Origin of the sequence: Pseudocitrobacter vendiensis (assembly GCF_943590815.1) — a bacterium.
GTDB classification, from domain to species: Bacteria; Pseudomonadota; Gammaproteobacteria; order Enterobacterales; family Enterobacteriaceae; genus Pseudocitrobacter; species Pseudocitrobacter vendiensis.
Map to the genome: position 1 here is coordinate 78,226 of NZ_CALSBS010000019.1, position 19,848 is coordinate 98,073.

General features: G+C 53.5%; 9 protein-coding genes. 8 read left to right on the top strand and 1 reads right to left on the bottom strand.

Annotation, left to right across the window (positions count from 1 at the left end; all coding sequences use genetic code 11):
* Positions 1 to 78: 78 nt before the first annotated feature.
* From sinH to NMC31_RS18175, 3 genes are all read left to right on the top strand, one after another.
* Positions 79 to 2,256: an intimin-like inverse autotransporter SinH gene (sinH, locus tag NMC31_RS18165; RefSeq protein ID WP_253898736.1), complete on the top strand. Its 2,178-nt coding sequence runs from the start codon at positions 79 to 81 to the stop codon at positions 2,254 to 2,256.
* Positions 2,257 to 2,311: 55 nt separating this feature from the next.
* Positions 2,312 to 3,304, top strand: a complete 993-nt coding sequence (locus NMC31_RS18170; RefSeq protein ID WP_000801438.1) for a SinI family autotransporter-associated protein — start codon at positions 2,312 to 2,314, stop codon at positions 3,302 to 3,304.
* Positions 3,305 to 3,413: 109 nt separating this feature from the next.
* Entirely contained in the window at positions 3,414 to 11,501 is an 8,088-nt protein-coding gene (locus NMC31_RS18175; RefSeq protein WP_253898734.1) for an adhesion domain-containing protein, read from the top strand.
* Between the two features lie 47 nt (positions 11,502 to 11,548).
* Here NMC31_RS18175 and xseA read toward each other — a convergent pair whose 3' ends face one another.
* Entirely contained in the window at positions 11,549 to 12,916 is a 1,368-nt protein-coding gene (gene xseA, locus NMC31_RS18180) for an exodeoxyribonuclease VII large subunit (protein ID WP_253898735.1), read from the bottom strand.
* A 161-nt stretch (positions 12,917 to 13,077) separates the two neighbouring features.
* Between xseA and guaB the strand changes: the two genes are divergently transcribed.
* The 5 genes from guaB (at position 13,078) to NMC31_RS18205 (ending at position 19,361) form a co-directional block, all read left to right on the top strand.
* Entirely contained in the window at positions 13,078 to 14,544 is a 1,467-nt protein-coding gene (gene guaB / locus NMC31_RS18185) for an IMP dehydrogenase (RefSeq protein WP_149464784.1), read from the top strand.
* 69 nt (positions 14,545 to 14,613) lie between these two features.
* Positions 14,614 to 16,191, top strand: coding sequence for a glutamine-hydrolyzing GMP synthase (gene guaA, locus NMC31_RS18190; RefSeq protein WP_149464783.1), 1,578 nt, complete (start codon positions 14,614 to 14,616; stop codon positions 16,189 to 16,191).
* A 308-nt stretch (positions 16,192 to 16,499) separates the two neighbouring features.
* Complete coding sequence (locus NMC31_RS18195) at positions 16,500 to 17,708, top strand: tyrosine-type recombinase/integrase (protein WP_032195657.1); 1,209 nt, start codon at positions 16,500 to 16,502, stop codon at positions 17,706 to 17,708.
* A 283-nt stretch (positions 17,709 to 17,991) separates the two neighbouring features.
* Positions 17,992 to 18,222 carry a helix-turn-helix transcriptional regulator gene (locus tag NMC31_RS18200; protein ID WP_000410046.1) on the top strand — a complete coding sequence of 77 codons (231 nt, stop codon included), beginning with the start codon at positions 17,992 to 17,994 and terminating at the stop codon, positions 18,220 to 18,222.
* Positions 18,223 to 18,302: 80 nt separating this feature from the next.
* A complete protein-coding gene (locus NMC31_RS18205) occupies positions 18,303 to 19,361 on the top strand; it encodes a replication initiator protein A (RefSeq protein WP_021577798.1) in 1,059 nt (352 codons plus the stop codon).
* Positions 19,362 to 19,848 lie beyond the last annotated feature (487 nt).

Consider the following 19,848-nt stretch of genomic DNA (forward strand, 5'->3'; position numbering starts at 1 on the left):
GTTATTTTATTTTTTTTATTCCGGCGGATGGTTAAACTGGCAGGATAATTTCTTCCTGGAAGATATATCGTGCAAAGGATGCTTTTATTGATGCTCATGATTTTATCAGGCTCGGTTTTTGCCGAGCCTGAGTTTTCTGCATCTGCTAAAAAGCCCTCTCTCGAATCTACGCTCCCCGATCTTGGCAGTCAGGCTGCGCAGCAGGAAGAAACAGACAACAAGAGCAAATCCCTCAAGGAGCAAGGGGCGGATTATTTTATCAACTCGGCGACACAAGGGTTTGATAACCTGACGCCAGAGGCATTGCAGTCGCAGGCCAGGAGCTATGTTCAGGGGCAGGTGACGTCCGGGGCGCAGTCACTTGTCGAAGATGCGCTATCGCCTTTTGGCAAAGTGAGAACCCATCTCTCGCTTGGAGAGGGGGGCGATCTTGATGGCAGTTCGCTAGATTATTTTGTTCCCTTATATGATAACCAAACGACCTTATTTTTTAGTCAATTATCGACGCAACGAAAAGAGGAAAGAACAATAGGTAATCTGGGAATAGGCGTAAGGCATAATACTGAGAAATGGTTGTTGGGTGGAAATATATTTTATGATTATGATTTTACCCGTGGGCATCGCCGTTTAGGTTTAGGTGCCGAAGCGTGGACTGATTATTTAAAATTCTCTGGCAACTATTATCATCCGCTTTCTGACTGGAAAGACTCCGAAGATTTCGATTTTTATGAGGAGCGTCCTGCGCGCGGTTGGGATATTCGCGCCGAAGCCTGGCTACCCGCTTACCCGCAGCTTGGCGGTAAAATCGTTTTCGAACAGTATTACGGTGATGAAGTCGCGCTTTTTGGCACCGATAATCTGGAGAAAGATCCCTTCGCCGTCACGCTGGGTGTGAAATACCAGCCCGTACCGCTCATTGCCGTAGGAACGGATTTCAAAGCCGGCACTGGCGATAATACCGATCTTTCTGTTAACGCAACGCTGAACTACCAGTTTGGCGTCCCGCTCAAAGACCAGCTTGATCCTAACAAAGTAAGCGCGGCTCACTCGCTCATGGGCAGCCGTCACGACTTTGTTGAACGTAACAACTTTATTGTTCTGGAATACAAAGAGAAAGATCCCCTCGATGTCACTTTGTGGCTGAAAGCTGATGCGACGAATGAACATCCCGAGTGCGTGATTAAAGATACGCCAGAAGCAGCCATCGGGCTGGAAAAATGTAAGTGGACCATTAACGCGCTCATTAATCATCATTACAAAATCGTTGCTGCCTCCTGGCAGGCGAAAAACAATGCTGCACGTACGCTGGTGATGCCGGTTATCAAAGAAAATACGCTTACCGAAGGGAACAACAATCACTGGAATCTGGTGCTGCCTGCCTGGCAGTACAGCTCTGATAAAGCCGACCAGGAAAAACTCAATACCTGGCGGGTACGCCTGGCGCTGGAAGATGAAAAAGGCAATCGGCAGAACTCCGGAGTGGTGGAAATCACCGTTCAGCAGGATCGTAAAATTGAGCTCATCGTTAACAACATCGCCAATGTACCGGATGAGAACAATCACAGCCACGAAGCCAGCGCGCAAGCGGATGGTGTAGATGGTGTCGTCATGGATCTCGACATTACCGATAGCTTTGGCGACAACACTGACCGTAACGGTAATGTCTTGCCGCAGGATAATCTCAGCCCGCAGCTGTTTGATGCCAACGATAAAAAAGTGACGCTGACGAATAAACCCTGCACCACTGAAGTGCCGTGCGTTTTTATCGCCAAACAAGATAAAGAAAAGGGGACCGTTACGCTCTCCAGTACGTTGCCCGGTACTTTCCGCTGGAAGGCGAAAGCCGCCCCTTATGATGACAGTAACTATGTTGACGTAACGTTCCTGGGTTCTGACATCGGCGGGCTGAATGCTTTTATCTACCGCGTTGGTGCAGCTAAGCCCGTCAATCTTATCGGCAACAAAGAACCGTTGCCTCTCAATAGCCGCTATCGCTTTGTGCTGTGGCGCGACGCTAACAAAGACGGCGTGTTCCAGCTTTCTGAGAAGCTCACTGACGACGAGATGAAACAGTATGACTATCAGTGGGAATTCACGGGGAATAGCGTAAATGGCAATACCGGTGCGCAAACCAATACCACGAACGTCGATATAGAGATTCCGGCAACCAACAAGGACGCGGCAGCAAAGTTTAGTGCCCAGGTAACCGATGGCGTGCAGGGATACGGTTTGCAGGTCAATTACAGCAAGAAATAGGGTCGGCGCCATGGCTGATCGGGCCACCGCTGAATATTAATCAAGGAGAGTGTTTATGAAACCTGATATGAAACGTGGCCTGACAAAAGTCGCGCTCGCGTTGATGCTGGCTGGATACTGTGCCGTACCAGCCGCTATGGCGGAAGATGCCGCCTGGGTCGCCAGTGGAACGACCGCTGAATTCGAGGGGACTATACCCTGGCTCTATCGCGAAGGGGGGAATGCCACGATTAACTCGGAAGATGCGGATCACATTAAAGTGACGTCTGATGGTAAAGGGACCCGTCCTGAAGGTAGCGAGACGGATAAACGCCTTTACTCAGGGGATACCATCACGCTGGGTTGGGATATCGGCGATACCGAAGGGGATATTGATGATGGTCCCGCAGGCATTGATGCGAAAACGACAGCCACTATCAAATGGTACAGCTACAGCGATAATGCGGGTGGCGGTAAAACGGAGCTGACCGCAGCGGCGGGTAAGACGAGTTATAAACTCACTGATGACGAACGTGGGCGTTATATCGGTGTTGAAATCCAGCCCATCACCCAGACCGGTAATCCTTTCCAGGGAACGTCGCTGACTCTGCTGGATATTTCAACGGCCAGCGGTGGCGGCAGCGATACGGACAATGTCGATCCCGGCCCGGTTGTGAACCAGAATCTGAAAGTTGCCATCTTCGAGAAAGGCACCACTACCAACCTTATCGGTGGTAATACGGCCATTGCGCTTAACAAAACGTATGTGGCCAAACTGTACTCGGATGAAAACCAGAACGGTAAATACGACGCAGGTACGGATATGGACGTTACCGCTAACTATGACTTTGCATGGGTCTTTAACGGTAACAGTAAACAACTCGGTGCGGCGGGCGGTATTGCTAATGCCAGCTTCGATAACAATGACATTGTTATCCCGCAAACTAACGAAGAAGCAAGAACCAGCCTTAACGGTAGTGACCGTAATGGTAAGAGTGGTCTTGCGATCCCGGCAAACGGCGACGGCGTTCAGGGCTATACGCTGTCAATTATTTACAAACACCACTAATGCGCACAACAGCATTCCCATACGGGGATGCTGTTTTCCGCCTGTTTTGCTTAGCGACGCGTTAAGCAAAACAGGTTGATGTTTTGTTTATCATGCTGGAGTTTTCTACATGTCGGTATGTTTGAAACCAGGGAAAATCATTATGCTTCTGGGCATGTTGGCAGCTTTTATGCTGTCTGACTTTGCACGGGCAGGGGCGGAATGGCAGACATATCCTGATTCTACAGGCGAGTTTAACGGAACCGTTCCTTTTGCCGACAGCGCCAGCGTACCCGTCTATCAGGGCAGTGTTCAGCTTAATCCTGCTGAATCTCATGATGTCGGGTTTTCTGCTAAACCGAATGAATTTAGCGTTGACGATGACGCTGCTAACCTGATTGTCGCTAATCCTCAGGACAATGAAGGCGACCAGTTTTCCACACCACCTGCGCTGCGCTGGGAAAATCAAACACCCCCTACCGTCAGCCTGGTGTGGGCCGATGCCGCCACGCCCGATGTGCCCCTTAACCCACAACCTATTGCTAACCGTAGCTTTTGCGCTCAGGGGCTGGCCGGACGCTCGCTGGTGGCCTGGCCACAGATTGATGCGCAGCAAACCCTCCCAATGCTCTACCTGCTGACCTCGACCGGGTATCCCTATGCGGGGACGGTGGCGTTGGTGGATCAGAAAGTGACCCTGAACATCGCGCCCGCGCAGGGCGATTTAATCTCGGTGAGCGCCAGCGGTTATAACGAAACGATCGCGGCGGCAAAAACCACCGTTGGCGACACCATCACGCTCACCGTCACCACTAAAGATTGTCAGGGCAACGTCGCGGGTAATATTCCGTTTATTATCAAACGTAAAGATGCTGAAAATCGCCAGGGGGCGGTGAATAATAGTGCGCCAGTGGTACTGGATAGCACCGAGTTAACGACGACGGATACCGAATACCATGGCACTTCTGATGCCAACGGCACGGCCACCATCACGGTGAGCCAACCGAATGGCCCTGGCGTCAAAACGCCATTGGTGGTCAGCATCTCCGGTTTTGCGCAAACCAGCGAAACCGCGGTGATTTTTACGGTACTCACCAGCCCGGACGTGGCGCAGGCTACGATGTGGGGCCATATGGCGGAGACGGTAGAAGCCCACGGTTACACCTTCAGTCGACCAAAGCTGGCGGCAGAAGTCAGCAATGAAAGCGCCACGGTCGTCGATCATAACGAAACCTGGTCCACCTTCACCTGGAGCGGCGCAGATAGCCACTGCACCGTGCTGCCCGGCATGCGCCACTTCGGCGCGCTGGCGACCGTTATCCCCACGTCGGTGCAGACAGTCCTTGGCTGGCCGATGCAGGGGGATTATTACTGGTCATCGCTGGCGGGCACCACCGGGCAGCACCATGCGGCGGATGTCTCTAACCGTGGTGAAACGCAAAAGCCGGATAGCACCCCGTTTCTTGTGAGCTGCGTGGATAAACCCGCGCCTGACGTCGAACCGAAAATCGTCCTTACGCCCGAAAACTATGATGATACGGCACAGGCGATGAAAGCGAAGGTGGGTGAAGACGCCTCGATGCGTCTGACAATCACCGACAATAAAAATAACGATCAACCGCTGGCGTATTACTACTTCTCGCTGCATCTGGATGACGGTGTTAACCGCAAAAATCAAACCGATCCTGCCTGGGAAGCCCATCCGGTGCAGATTACTGGTGGTTCGAATTTGCAACAGGTTGATGCTCACACCTATGAAGGCATGACCGATGTCAACGGTCAGGCTTCGCTAACCCTGAGCCAGCCCGACGGCGCAGGCGTGAAAACCCATATCACGGCGAAAATGCGCAGCAATTTTACGGCCACGGATGCCAAAGACGTGATTTTTACTGTGATCACCAGTCCGGACAGCGACAAAGCGCGGATGTGGGGCCACATGCGCGGCATTGTTGAATCTGGCAGTCTGTTCAAACGCCCAGTGCTGGCGGATGAAACTGAGCATGAACTGGGATCGGTGCGGGAAAATAACGAAGACTGGGCGCTGTTCGATCAAGACACCAGTATGCAGGCAGAATGCGGTGTGGGCCATATACCCCGGCAGAGTTCGCTGGAAGGCTTATTTACTGCCCATCCAGGCAACGCCATCGGCACGGAATATGGCTGGCCCACCGCACAACAGAGCTACTTAAGCGCGGCGGAGCAAACCACGCATTCATCGGTGAATTTGGGGAACGGGAGCGTCGACAGCTACTCCGGCTTTAAGCGAAATTATCTCTCCTGTTCGGGCAATGAGATGGTAGCGAACGTTGAAGTCAGCACCGATCACGATATTACTCTCGGCAGCAAAGCACAGGCCAAAGTGGGAGACACCATCGTGATGACCGTGCGTACGATTAACGCGCTCAATCATACTCCTGTTCCCTTTACAGCCTTCACCATCACTAAAGGCATGGGGTATAACCGAGCGGGGCAGGTGAGCGGGTTTGATGACCCGAGCAGCGGCGCAATCACGATGAATGGCACGCAATACGGCACATCGCAGCCCTCTATGGTCTACACGGGTACGACAGATGCACAAGGTGTAGCAACGGTCGAAATAGAGCAACCCCAAGGGGTGGGGTTAAGAACCGTGCTGAGCATTACGCCCGTAAATTCCCATTTACCAAATGCCATTAATTACAATGTTATTTTTACCACCCCAACCAGCCCGGATGTTAGTGGGGCGCAGATGTGGGGCCATATGGATGAAACGATTACCGTTGATTCATTAACCTTTACCCGGCCTAAGCTGGCAGCAGAAATCACCAGTCCGGATGGCACACTAACGGAAAAAAACGAAGTCTGGGCGCGTGTTAGCCAGGCCAGTACGGCCATTACCAGTAAAGGCGGTTGCGGAGCCAATATGCTGCCGCGCCGCTCACAGCTCAGTGCGCTCTATGACGCTAATAACGGCAATGCGGTGCAAACCACACACGGCTGGCCGACGCAGCGTCAGCCCTACTGGAGCAGTTCCCCCGCGGATGTAACGCCGCACTATTACACCATTGCCCTGGATAACGGCGCACAGGCTATCGGCGGCGATACGCCGGTTTACGTCAGTTGCCTGACGACGGCGAACAAACCGGCCAGCAGCATTACGTTGGATGTGGTTGATAACGCACAGTGGGCTGCCGGAAATAACGCGGCGAAGCTGAAAAAAGGCGAAACGCTACGGGTTAAGGTAACGGTAAAAGATGCGCAGGGTAATCCGCTCACGGATATGCCATTTACACTCAGTCGCGGAGACGGTTATACCCGCACGGGCGAAAAACATATTGCCGGTAGTGGCGATGCGCTGGTGGCCCCGGTGGTGATTAACAGTGGGCTGGCGGATGAAACGACGTTGAACGACACCGCGGGATTTTATACTGCCATGACCAGTAGCGACGGCAGCAAAATCCTCAATATTACACGCCCGGATACTCACGGCACCAAAACGGCGCTGACGGCGACGCTTTACTCTGATGCGACGAAAAAAGACAGCCTGGATACGATCTTTACTGTGGTCACCAGCCCGGATAGTAGCAAAGCGAAAATGTGGGGCCATATGCCGGAAACCTTAACGGCGGCAGATGGTACCGTTTTTAAACGCCCATTGCTGTTAAAGGAACTGTCAAGTCAGACCGGGCGAACATCAATATTCGAAGACAATGAAAACTGGGCGCTGTTTACCCAAACCCAGGCGAACTCAACCAGTAGCGGCTGCGGCGCTAGCTATGTTCCCACTCAGGCTGGGTTGTTGTCGTTGTTTGATAATCACGCCGGCAATACCATAAAAACCGTCCAGGGCTGGCCGGTTGTAACGCGTTATTTATCCAGCACGCCCGACAACACTGGCATGGAACAGCGTAACTACAAAGCGGTGGATCTCGGTAATGGCACCAGTGCCATGGTGTCAACGTCGACACTGGATCTACTGACCTGTCAAACCACGCCGGTCACCACGGTGACCCAGATTCTACTGGAAGCGGCAGATCCTGCGGCTCTGGTTTATGTTGACGATACACTGAGTGTAGTTAAAGCCAAAAAAGGCGAAGAGTCGGTAGTGCGCGTCACCACGAAAGATGCGCAAGGTAACCCGGTTGGCAATGCGGCGTTTATTCTGAAACGTGCCACCAGCATAAACCGGAGGTATACATCAGCGACAGCGAGTGCAGGTGCGCTGACCGTAGCCGATGCCTGGGGAAATACGCGGAGTAATTTTCAGGCAACAACTGAAATGATCTATGGCGTGACGGGGGCTGACGGGGCGACAACCTTTACGCTGAAACAGGATAACAGTACCGGGTTAAGAACCGATCTCACGGCATCACTGGATGGCGTCAGCGGCGTTCAGGCGACCCTCCCGGTGGTCTTTACCGTGGTAACCAGCCCAGATTCTCCTAAAGCGAATTTTTGGGGGCACATGCCTGAAACGGTAACGGCCTCTGATGGCATGACGTATAAGCGACCATTACTGTTTAAAGAACTTACCAATAACTATGCACGCTATAGCACTTTTGAGAATGGTGAAGATTGGGCAAGATTCAGTGTGGTTCAGTCAAATAACACCGATATGGATGGATGCGGTGCAGAGTATATGCCGACACTGGATGGCCTGCAGTCTTTGTACAGTGCCAATAGTGGTAATGCGATGGGTACAGTGCAGGGATGGCCGGTAGCAACCAGTTATCTCACCAATACACCGAGTGATACGCAATTAAGTAACCGTTATTACAATGTGGTGCAGCTGAATTCTGGCGCGGTTTCTCAAATCGTGACCACCGTGCTGGTATTACAAACCTGTCGCACAACACCTGCGGCTGTTGCCAGCCAGGTGTCTCTGGAGCCTGCGGACGCCACGCAATTCGTTAAGGTTGACGATAATCTGAGCGCCATTAAAGTGAAAAAAGGCGATGAGGTTGTTATTCGCGTCACGACCAAAGATGCGCAAGGAAACCCGGTGGGTAATACGCCGTTTACACTGAAGCGCAGCAGTTCTTTCAATCGCCAGAATGTATTAGTGACGATGCAGACGGTTTCGGTGACACCCGCAGCGGCCAGTACAGTTGATACCAATGCATCGGCCACCGTGTATGGCGTGACCGGGCCAGACGGAACCACCACGATAACACTCCGACAGGATGCGTCCACCGGACTTAAAACCGACTTTTATGCCCTGTTGAATGATACCGGGGTGTCGTCGAACACCTTGCCAGTGATCTTCACCGTCGTCACCAGCCCGGATACACCGCTGGCGGCCAACTGGGGGCATATGGCGGAAACCTTTACCAGCAGCGAAGGCGTCACCTTCAAACGGCCTTTCCTCAAAGCTGAACTTTCTGGTGGTACGGCGGTTACGACTAATAATGAAGTCTGGTCGCGTCTGACAGCAACGGAGAAAATGGATGCCAGCAAGGCTGGATGTGATGAGAGTTATCAACCGCTGATGACTGACATGCAGGGGTTGTATGCGGATTACCCTAACAACCAGTTGGGCACGGTGCTCGGCTTGCCGACTTCCGCCGGGTATATGTGGGCCTACGACATGATGACGGTTTCTGGCAGCAGCTGGAGCAACCAGGCATATTCGCTCGTTAATGGTCAGATAGTTCAGGCATCGTCCAGTTATACGGCGGTAGTGATGTGCCTGGTGGAACCGCATACCGTTCCGGCGACGATAGCGATCACTTCAACAGCGCAGGATGTGGCAAAAACGGCCAGCAATGGTGGTCGACCGAGCGCCGTGGCGAAGAAAGGTGAGACGATTCCGCTGACGGTGACCGTACGTGATAGCGCCGGGAACCCGGTGCCCTACGCCGACTTTACCCTCACGCGTGAAACGACGCTGGATCGCTCGAAAGCAACCGTTAACTCAAATGCGGACGATCTTACCGTGAAGTCATTGATACCTGTGAACAGCGACGCTGGGCTGACGGCAAATGGGTCAAAAGTGCTCAGAACAACGGGCAGTGATGGCACAGCCACCTTTGAAGTGAGTCAGAATGCCACGACCGGTCTGGCGACACCGATAACCGTCACGCTGGCGCGCGATACAACCAAAACCGCCACGCTGGATGTTATCTACACGGTGATAACCAGCCCGGACTCACCGAGCGCGAAATTCTGGGGGCACATGCCGGACACCTTTACCAGTTCGGCAGGCGTCACCTTCAGACGACCGCTGCTGAAAGCCGAAGCGACTTCAGGGTCATCGATTAGCACTAACGGCAATGGTGAAGTGTGGTCGTATATGAGCAACTTTCAAAATTTAACATCGACAGATTGTCCGCTGGAGAATCAACCGCGCAGTAATGAATTGTTGGATTTGTATAATGATCATCCCAACGGTGCGATAAAGACTGACCTGGGGCTGCCGATATATGCAGGCAAGTGGTGGGCTTATGATATGGTCATGCCGGATTTATATACGTGGCAGTATCAAACTGTCAGCCTGAGCGCAGGAGATATCGCGAAGAGCTCGTCAACCAACGCGCTGATGCTTTGCCTGACGAAGCCGCATCCGGCAGGCGTCAGCGTAATGTTGACGTCATCCGCAATGGATAACGCCAGAACCCTCAGTAATGGCGGGCGACCCAGCGCGTCAGTGAAAAAAGGTAACCCACTGCCAATTGTGGTGACGGTCAAAGATCGTGATGGTAACCCGCTGGCGGGAGAGGCCGTGACGCTCAGGCGTGGTTCAGCGATGAGTCGTTCAGGAGCAGGAGTGAACACGACGGCAAATGCAATGACGTTGACAGAATTGACACCTGTGTCGGCGGAGTTTTCTCTGGCCGCACACGATACGCAATGGCAAGGTTTCACCGGCAGTGATGGTACGGCCACTTTCAATGTTGAACAGCCTGAGACCATCGGCCTGGCCATTCCATTCACCGCTATACTGGCGCGAGATGTCGCAACTACCAGCGTTCTTGATGCGATCTTTACCGTCGTCACCAGCCCGGATTCCGCAATGGCGACCTACTGGGGCCATATGCCAGATACGGTAACGGCGGAAAACGGCGTGGTCTTTGAACGGCCTAAATTGTTGAAAGAGCTGCCGTCGAGCGCTGGAGTCAGTCAGGTGACGGATAACAATGAAGTGTGGCCGTTGTTTAACGCAACGCAAAGGGTAGACGGCAACCTCAGCCCATGTGAATCGGCGCGTCGCCCATTGAGCGATGATTTATCATCTCTCTATGCGCGTTATCCGGGGAACACGCTGACGACTCAAATCGGTTGGTCTACGAAGTATGCATGGTGGGCACTGGATAACAGGCAGGGGAATGCCCTGGTTGTCAGTCTGAGTAATGGTTTGGAGTCGTCGACGGCGAGTACGGCGTATCAGGGATGTCTGGTCAATCCTCGCGCGACCGTCTCCAGCGTCACGCTGACATCGACCGCGATGGATGCCATTACTCAGGCGGCGAAGGTAAAAAAAGGTGAAGCCATGCCCATTGTCGTTACCGTAAAAGACAGCACCGGGAAGCCGGTACCGAATGTCGCGTTCACCTTAAAACGTGGTGATGCCGTGCCGCGTAACAGCGGGGCGACGTTGTATGGTAATGTTGCGGCGATGGATGATATGACGGTACAACCTGCCAGCGGGACGGTGGTAACGCTGGTTGACAGTGGGAATACGATTGACGGTGTGACAGGGGCGGACGGTACGGCAAGTTTTACTGTTCGTCAGGATAATACGCCAGGATATAAAACACCGTTGACGGTGACGCTGACGGATAACGCCACAATAACGGCGACGCTGGACACAATTTTCACCGTGCCGACCAGCCCGAATGTCGCCACGGCGTATTTCTGGGGGCATATGGCGGATACCGCCACAGTAAGTGGCAAGACGTTACATCGCCCGCTATTGAAATCAGAGCTGCCGTCAGGGGCTACAGCGGCAGTGGCGCCAACGGTGAATAATGAAATCTGGGCGCTGGCACATGTGATCGATGCTCAAAAATGGGATGTTGCAAAGCAGTGCGGTGACTTTAGTAAAGCACCGAGCTATACCGATTTACAGTCATTACATAGCAGCTTTAGCGCGCTGGGATGGCCATCATCGATAAGCTTCCCCTATTTCTCTACCGATCGGGCCGGTTCGTTCTATTGTGGCATGGATGAAGGGGCGGGGACACAAAACTGCGGTATTCAGGCATCCAGTACTGCGGGGTTTGCGACTTGTTTCCAGTAGTCTTATCGGGTCTGTAAATGGGGGAAAGTCTGGTACGCAATGCGTCATCAGGTTTTCTTGCGAGGCTTGCGGATTTTCGTCACAGCACTCACTTCACTGAGCACTACGCCATCGCCCAGGCGAGTGGTCAGTGTCTCACCCACTTTCACCTGCTTAACCTGTTTCAGCACCGCGCCATCAGTGGCGCTGGTAACGCTATAACCACGCGCGAGTGTGGACAGTGGACTCACCGCTTCGAGGTGCGTCACTGTGTTACCAAAGCGTTCGCGCATGGCGCTAAGCTGCGCGCGCAAGTTTTCCGCTAAACGATATTCCAGTTGCTGAACCCGTGTTTGTGCGCGATGAATCTTCGGTTGCGGGTTTTGCTGATTCAGCCGCTGTGTTAATCGCTGCTGTTGCTGACCGGCGCGTTTAAGCTGATTCTCCAGCGCAAAGCTCATCCGCTTTTGCAGACGCTCAAGGGTGGTTTGCTGACGCGCCAGCCGGAGCTGTGGATGCTGTTGCTGCAAGCGGTGATGGATCTGCGTAAAACGTCGCGTGCGGTTGGCGAGGTAGTAATCCATCGCCATTTCCAGCCGTTGCTGGGCTGAATGCACCTGGCGCAGTAACTCTTGTTGATTGCGGCTCACCACTTCGGCGGCAGCTGACGGCGTTGGTGCACGTAGATCAGCAACAAAGTCGGCAATCGTCACATCGGTTTCATGCCCAACGGCGCTAACCACCGGAATGCGGCTGGCAAAAATCGCCCGCGCCACGCGCTCGTCATTAAAACTCCATAAATCTTCCAGCGAACCGCCGCCACGCCCAACAATCAACACGTCACATTCGTTGCGAAGATTCGCCAGCTCAATGGCACGAACGATATGCCCTGGTGCGTCATCTCCCTGAACGGCGGTGGGGTAGATGATCACCGGCAGAAACGGATCGCGGCGTTTCAACACATGCAATATATCGTGCAGTGCAGCACCGGTCTTTGAGGTGATAACGCCCACGCAGTGCGCAGGTGACGGTAGCGGATTCTTGAATTGCTGGTCGAATAACCCCTCAGCCTGCAACTTCGCTTTAAGCTGTTCGTACTTCTGTTGCAGCAAACCTTCACCGGCGGGCTGCATACTTTCGACAATAATTTGATAATCGCCGCGCGGTTCATACAGCGTAATGTTGGCGCGAACTAAAACCTGCTGCCCATGCTGTGGGCGAAAAGTCACCCGGCGATTGCTGTTACGGAACATCGCACAGCGCACCTGGGCGGTATCGTCTTTGAGGGTGAAGTACCAGTGCCCGGAAGAGGGCTGGCTAAAGTTAGAAATTTCGCCGCTGATCCACACTTGCCCCATCTCCTGCTCAAGCAGCAAACGGACGGTCTGATTCAGGCGACTAACCGTAAAAATTGCGGGGGATTGAGATGATAACATGTGAGCAAGATCAAATTTTAAATCAGCAGGTTATTCAATCGATAGTAACGTGTTGACCGGGGAGCGCAAGCATTATTTGCAAAAAAAGGTGGATGCAACCGATTACGCTCTGTATAATGCCACGGCAATATTTATTAACCACTCTGGTCGAGATATTGCCCATGCTACGTATCGCTAAAGAAGCTCTGACGTTTGACGACGTCCTCCTTGTTCCCGCTCATTCCACCGTTCTGCCGAATACTGCTGACCTCAGCACCCAACTGACGAAAACCATTCGCCTGAACATTCCTATGCTCTCTGCGGCAATGGATACCGTGACTGAAGCACGCCTGGCTATCGCGCTGGCGCAGGAAGGCGGCATCGGCTTTATCCATAAAAACATGTCTATCGAGCGCCAGGCTGAAGAAGTGAAGCGCGTGAAGAAACATGAATCCGGTATCGTCACCGACCCGCAGACTGTTCTGCCAACCACGACGCTTCGCGAAGTGAAAGAACTGACCGAGCGTAACGGTTTCGCAGGCTACCCGGTTGTCACCGAAGATTATGAGCTGGTGGGTATCATTACCGGTCGTGACGTGCGTTTCGTCACTGACCTCAGCCAGCCGGTTAGCGTATATATGACGCCGAAAGAGCGTCTGGTTACCGTGCGTGAAGGCGAAACCCGCGAAGTGGTTCTGGCCAAAATGCACGAAAAACGCGTTGAAAAAGCGCTGGTTGTTGACGACAGCTTCCATCTGCGCGGCATGATCACCGTTAAAGATTTCCAGAAAGCAGAACGTAAACCGAACGCCTGTAAAGATGAGCATGGCCGTCTGCGCGTAGGTGCTGCGGTAGGCGCGGGTGCGGGCAACGAAGAGCGTGTTGATGCGCTGGTTGCCGCGGGCGTTGACGTCCTGCTGATTGACTCCTCACATGGTCACTCCGAAGGCGTTCTGCAACGTATTCGTGAAACCCGTGCGAAATATCCTGATCTGCAAATTATTGGCGGTAACGTCGCAACGGGCGCAGGCGCTCGTGCGCTGGCAGAAGCCGGTTGCAGCGCGGTTAAAGTGGGTATTGGTCCGGGCTCTATCTGTACTACCCGTATCGTAACCGGTGTCGGTGTTCCGCAGATCACTGCTGTTTCCGACGCGGTTGAAGCGCTGGAAGGGATGGGCATTCCGGTTATCGCCGACGGCGGTATCCGTTTCTCCGGTGATATCGCGAAAGCCATCGCTGCTGGTGCAAGCGCGGTAATGGTGGGTTCCATGCTGGCCGGTACTGAAGAATCTCCGGGTGAAATTGAACTCTACCAAGGCCGTTCTTACAAGTCTTACCGTGGCATGGGTTCCCTGGGCGCGATGTCCAAAGGTTCCTCTGACCGTTACTTCCAGAGTGATAACGCCGCCGACAAACTGGTGCCGGAAGGTATCGAAGGCCGCGTCGCTTACAAAGGTCGCCTGAAAGAGATCATTCACCAGCAGATGGGCGGCCTGCGCTCCTGTATGGGTCTGACCGGTTGTGGTACGATTGACCTCCTGCGTACTAAAGCTGAATTCGTACGCATCAGCGGTGCGGGCATTCAGGAAAGCCACGTTCACGACGTGACCATCACCAAAGAATCCCCGAACTACCGTCTGGGTTCCTGATTTTCTTCGCCCGACTCCGCGTCGGGCGATTTATTTACCCTGTTTCACTTGCCTCGGAACAATCGTCAAATGACAGACAATATTCATAAGCATCGCATTCTTATTCTCGATTTCGGTTCTCAGTACACCCAACTGGTTGCACGTCGCGTACGTGAGCTGGGCGTTTACTGCGAACTGTGGGCGTGGGATGTTACTGAAGCACAAATCCGTGAGTTTAATCCAAGCGGCATCATCCTTTCCGGTGGCCCGGAAAGCACCACTGAAGAAAACAGCCCGCGCGCGCCGCAGTATGTCTTTGAAGCAGGCGTACCGGTATTTGGCGTGTGCTATGGCATGCAAACCATGGCCATGCAGCTTGGCGGCCACGTGGAAGGCTCTTCTGAGCGTGAATTCGGCTACGCACAGGTTGAAGTCCTGACCGACAGCGCGCTGGTTCGCGGTATCGAAGATTCCCTGACGCCGGAAGGCAAACCGCTGCTGGACGTCTGGATGAGCCACGGCGACAAAGTCACTGCAATCCCGTCCGATTTCGTTACCGTTGCCAGCACCGAAACCTGCCCGTTCGCGATTATGGCGAACGAAGAAAAACGCTTCTATGGCGTGCAGTTCCACCCGGAAGTGACCCATACCCGTCAGGGCATGCGCATGCTGGAACGTTTTGTACTGGATATCTGCCAGTGTGAAGCGCTGTGGACGCCGGCGAAAATTATCGACGACGCTGTAGCTCGTATTCGTGAACAGGTTGGCGACGATAAAGTGATCCTCGGCCTCTCTGGTGGCGTGGATTCCTCCGTGACTGCAATGCTGCTGCACCGCGCAATCGGCAAAAACCTGACCTGCGTATTCGTCGACAACGGCCTGCTGCGTCTGAATGAAGCTCAGCAAGTCATGGACATGTTTGGCGATCACTTCGGTCTGAACATTGTTCACGTAGAAGGTGAAAAACGCTTCCTCGATGCGCTGGCGGGTGAAAACGACCCGGAAGCGAAACGTAAAATCATTGGTCGTGTTTTTGTTGAAGTATTCGACGAAGAAGCGCTGAAGCTGGAAGATGTGAAATGGCTGGCACAGGGCACTATCTATCCGGACGTTATTGAATCTGCGGCTTCCGCTACCGGTAAAGCGCACGTCATCAAATCTCACCACAACGTGGGCGGCCTGCCGAAAGAGATGAAGATGGGCCTGGTTGAACCGCTGCGTGAGCTGTTCAAAGATGAAGTGCGTAAAATTGGTCTGGAACTTGGCCTGCCGTACGACATGCTCTACCGTCACCCGTTCCCGGGGCCAGGCCTCGGCGTTCGCGTGCTGGGCGAAGTGAAGAAAGAGTACTGCGACCTGCTGCGTCGCGCTGATGCCATCTTCATCGAAGAGCTGCACAAAGCTGACCTGTACAACAAAGTGAGCCAGGCGTTCACCGTGTTCCTGCCGGTGCGTTCCGTTGGCGTAATGGGCGATGGCCGTAAGTACGATTGGGTTGTTTCCCTCCGAGCCGTCGAAACTATCGACTTTATGACCGCACACTGGGCACACCTGCCGTACGATTTCCTGGGCCGTGTCTCTAACCGCATTATCAATGAAGTGAACGGTATTTCCCGCGTGGTGTATGACATCAGCGGTAAACCACCAGCAACGATTGAGTGGGAGTGATCCCGCGTCCGGCACAGACTGGCACCAAGAAGCATTAAAACACCCCTAAGCCCGCGTAATTGCGGGCTTTTTTCGTTCTTGGCGTAGCACTGTCTGGCAAATTTTCGCATCGCCAAGCACACCGTTTCTATGGCATGGTAGATGGTACGATTTGAACCTGATGCCATGTTCGGCACTCGATACCATGCCGCCTCTGATGGGGTGTTCATGGTATCGAATTTAGGTAACGCATTGTCCTTAAAGAAGTTTTTTGAGGATTTGTGGGGCTTTTTGAGCATGGTATTTTTGAGAGGAAACCCAACCCGACCATGCTGACTGATACCAAGCTGCGCAACCTCAAGCCAAAGGACAAGCTCTACAAAGTGAATGACCGTGACGGCCTCTACGTGGCCATCACCCCTGCGGGTTCGATTTCGTTCCGCTACAACTACTCGATCCACGGCAGGCAAGAGACCATCACCTTCGGCCGCTATGGTGTCGGAGGGATCACGCTAGCGGAAGCTCGCGAACGGCTGGGCGAAGCCAAGAAGATGATCGCCGCAGGGAAATCTCCAGCCAAGGAGAAAGCGCGGGACAAAGCCCGCATCAAGGATGCTGAGACATTCGGCGCGTGGGCCGAGAAGTGGTTGCGCGGCTATCAAATGGCAGATTCCACCCGCGACATGCGCCGTGGAACATACGAGCGAGAGCTAAAGCCGAAATTCAGCAACAGGAAACTGATAGAAATTACCCACGAGGACTTGCGGGCGCTGACTGATGCCATCGTGGAACAAGGCAGGCCATCAACGGCCGTGCTTTGCCGCGAAATTATGATGCAGGTCTTCCGCTGGGCTATCGAACGCGGACAGAAGGTTGAGAACCCGGCCGATTTGGTGCGCCCGTCAACTATCGCCAAGTTTGAGCCGCGAGATCGAGCACTGACGCCCGAGGAAATTGGCTTGATGTACCAGTACATGGAGCGTATCGGCACCACACCTTCAATTCGAGCGGCTGCCAAGCTGCTGTTGCTAACGATGGTTCGCAAAAGCGAACTGACCAACGCAACGTGGAACGAAATCAATTTCACCGACGCGCTCTGGACAATCCCCAAGGAGCGGATGAAGCGCCGCAATCCCCATTTGGTGTTCCTGTCGAGGCAGGCGCTGGATATTTTCATCGCGCTGAAGACCTTCGCCGGCGGTTCGGAATACATTCTGCCATCACGTTATGACTCAGACTTGCCGATGAGCAGCGCAACGCTCAATCAGGTGCTTACCCTTACCTATCGGCTGGCCCAGAAGGAAGGGCAGTCACTTGGCAAGTTTGGACCGCACGACTTGCGGCGCACAGCCAGCACGCTGTTGCATGAGGCGGGCTATAACACCGACTGGATCGAGAAGTGCCTTGCGCACGAACAGAAGGGCGTTCGTGCCATCTACAACAAGGCCGAGTACCGCGATCAGCGCCGGGCGATGCTCCAAGATTGGGCCGACATGATCGACGAGTGGACAATCAGGAAGACCCGCCTCAAGGACTGATTCGGAGCCTAGAGACCTGCATTCTGTAGCGAAATGCCCACTTCGGTGGGCTTTTTTTTGTCCGAAAAACGATGAATTTCCGGACGCGATAAATTGGGTTTAAGTGCCTATTGCAAACCTAATTAAAACAGCGGTTTGCGTTATCAAGATTGTCCGTCAAACGTTGAATTTACGGAAACTAAGCTATTGATTTAATTGAAAAATATGATCGTAGATGCTGGAATTTTCCGGAATTGTGTAGCAATAATTAAACCTCGGATGATGACAAAACGAGGTATTCGGTGTGGAAAAAGAATTAAGGAGAGCAAGTAAAGTTCTCATTAGCAAAAAGCAGCTGCTGGAGATGATTCCGCTGTGCGAGCGCACGATCTACAACTTTGAAAAGCAGGGGAAATTTCCTCAGCGCATTGCGCTCAGTAGCCGCAAGGTCGTGTGGGATTTGGCGGAGGTCGAGGCATGGATTGATGCGTGCAAACATTCCAGCCCGGCCCCTCGTCCCGGAATGGGGGCCTGAATTGTGGCGGCCAACTTGCAGGCGACATTTACGAGTAGACCGCTTGTACTGGGCTTAATACAGCTCCGGTTGGGCCGTGCATGAGTAGCCGAAACAGCGGTCTTAAGCCCATAGGCGCGGTAATAGGCGACTCTGGCGGGCTACTGGAACGCCTTGAAAATATCAGGAAGCGGAACAGTGACCGAACTCCGGCTGCTGAACGCGGTAGACCGTCTAACGTCTCGACCGTGCATGAACAGATGGAAAGGGCAAAAGAGCGGGACAAAGCGTTGTCACTTGTCCGCAAGCCTCCACAAGGCGACGCTCAGCCAGATTTTTTTGCGCCCAGCCTTTATGACGTGGGCGGCCGCGACAATCGCAGCGTCATGGATGTGGCCGTGTTCCGTTTATCCAAGAAGGACAAGCGAGCCGGAGAACTGATCCGCTACGACCTGCCGGATGGATACGTGGAAGTGTCCGCAGGAGCGCACGGAATGGCCTCCATTTGGGACTACGACATTGTGCTGATGATGGTGTCTCACTTGACCGAAGCTATGAACCGCTATCGAGAAGGAAAGGGTGGCAAGCCGGGGAGAGTGTTTCGGCTGCATGTTAGCGACATCCTCAGATTTGCCCGACGTGGTAACGGTAGTAGCCAGGTTAAGGGAGTGGAAGCCGCGCTAGATCGGTTGCGAGGTACTACCATCAAGACAGTGCGCGAAAGCGGCAAGTTCCGGACAACCGAAGCCGAGGGGCTGATCGCGCGCTATCGTGTTCTGTCACGCACGGACACCAAGAAGATAAGTTCTGTCGAGATTGAAGCCCCGGAGTGGATTTATCGAGAAGTCACCGAGGGCAAGCGGCCGGAGGTACTTACAGTACACCGGGACTACTTTCTGATCGAGCCGGGCATAGGACGCTTTATCTACCGACTGGCTCGCCGTGCCGCAGGCAGGGATAGCGCTAAATGGGCTTTCAAGACCCTTTACGAACGCAGTGGAAGCGGTGGCTCGTTCAAAAAATTCTGTTTCTTCCTTCGCGGGATCATCAAAGCCGATGACCTGCCTGAATATGCCTTGTGCGAAGAAGCGGGGAAGGATGGCCCTCTACTGGTCATGAGGCACCGCAATTCCTCGTCGGAACCGCTGGGCGGTTCCTAATAGACGGTGAGTGAGATCGCAAAAGAGCCCCGTTGCGGGCTTTTTTCATTTTGATTGACGGACAGTTGGCGGACAAAGTGGGAACAACCCGCCACGCTGTGGATAGAGTGTCTATTAGGAACCTGAAACCGTCTATTAGGAACCGTTTCGCCGTCTATTAGGAACCGGTATCCGTCTATTAGGAACCGGGCGCGCGCGTAATCAATTGAATTAAAAGATTAAATTTCCTTCTTTTTACGCTAAATCTTTTAAAACTATATATAAAACTGTTTAAAACCCTTTTGCCTGTGCATAAGTCGATGGCCCCCATCCGTTAGTTCGGAACTCCTATTCGTGCGAAATCGCGCCACGATCCAAAAGCGTGGCCCCTTGCGGGGTTCCCACCGCTTCGCGGCAGCTCCCCTCCCTCATGAAAGGCGTTCGCTCCGCCCCAAGGCGCTGGCCGAGCTTGCTGCCGTGGGTTGGAGGCTGGACGAGTACGCTAAGG

Coding starts and splice junctions, on each gene's coding strand:
- NMC31_RS18175 (WP_253898734.1), top strand. CDS start 3,414: ATGTCGGTATGTTTGAAACCAGGGAAAATCATTATGCTTCTGGGCATG.
- NMC31_RS18195 (WP_032195657.1), top strand. CDS start 16,500: ATGCTGACTGATACCAAGCTGCGCAACCTCAAGCCAAAGGACAAGCTC.
- xseA (WP_253898735.1), bottom strand. CDS start 12,916: ATGTTATCATCTCAATCCCCCGCAATTTTTACGGTTAGTCGCCTGAAT.
- NMC31_RS18170 (WP_000801438.1), top strand. CDS start 2,312: ATGAAACCTGATATGAAACGTGGCCTGACAAAAGTCGCGCTCGCGTTG.
- NMC31_RS18205 (WP_021577798.1), top strand. CDS start 18,303: ATGAGTAGCCGAAACAGCGGTCTTAAGCCCATAGGCGCGGTAATAGGC.
- guaA (WP_149464783.1), top strand. CDS start 14,614: ATGACAGACAATATTCATAAGCATCGCATTCTTATTCTCGATTTCGGT.
- guaB (WP_149464784.1), top strand. CDS start 13,078: ATGCTACGTATCGCTAAAGAAGCTCTGACGTTTGACGACGTCCTCCTT.
- sinH (WP_253898736.1), top strand. CDS start 79: ATGCTTTTATTGATGCTCATGATTTTATCAGGCTCGGTTTTTGCCGAG.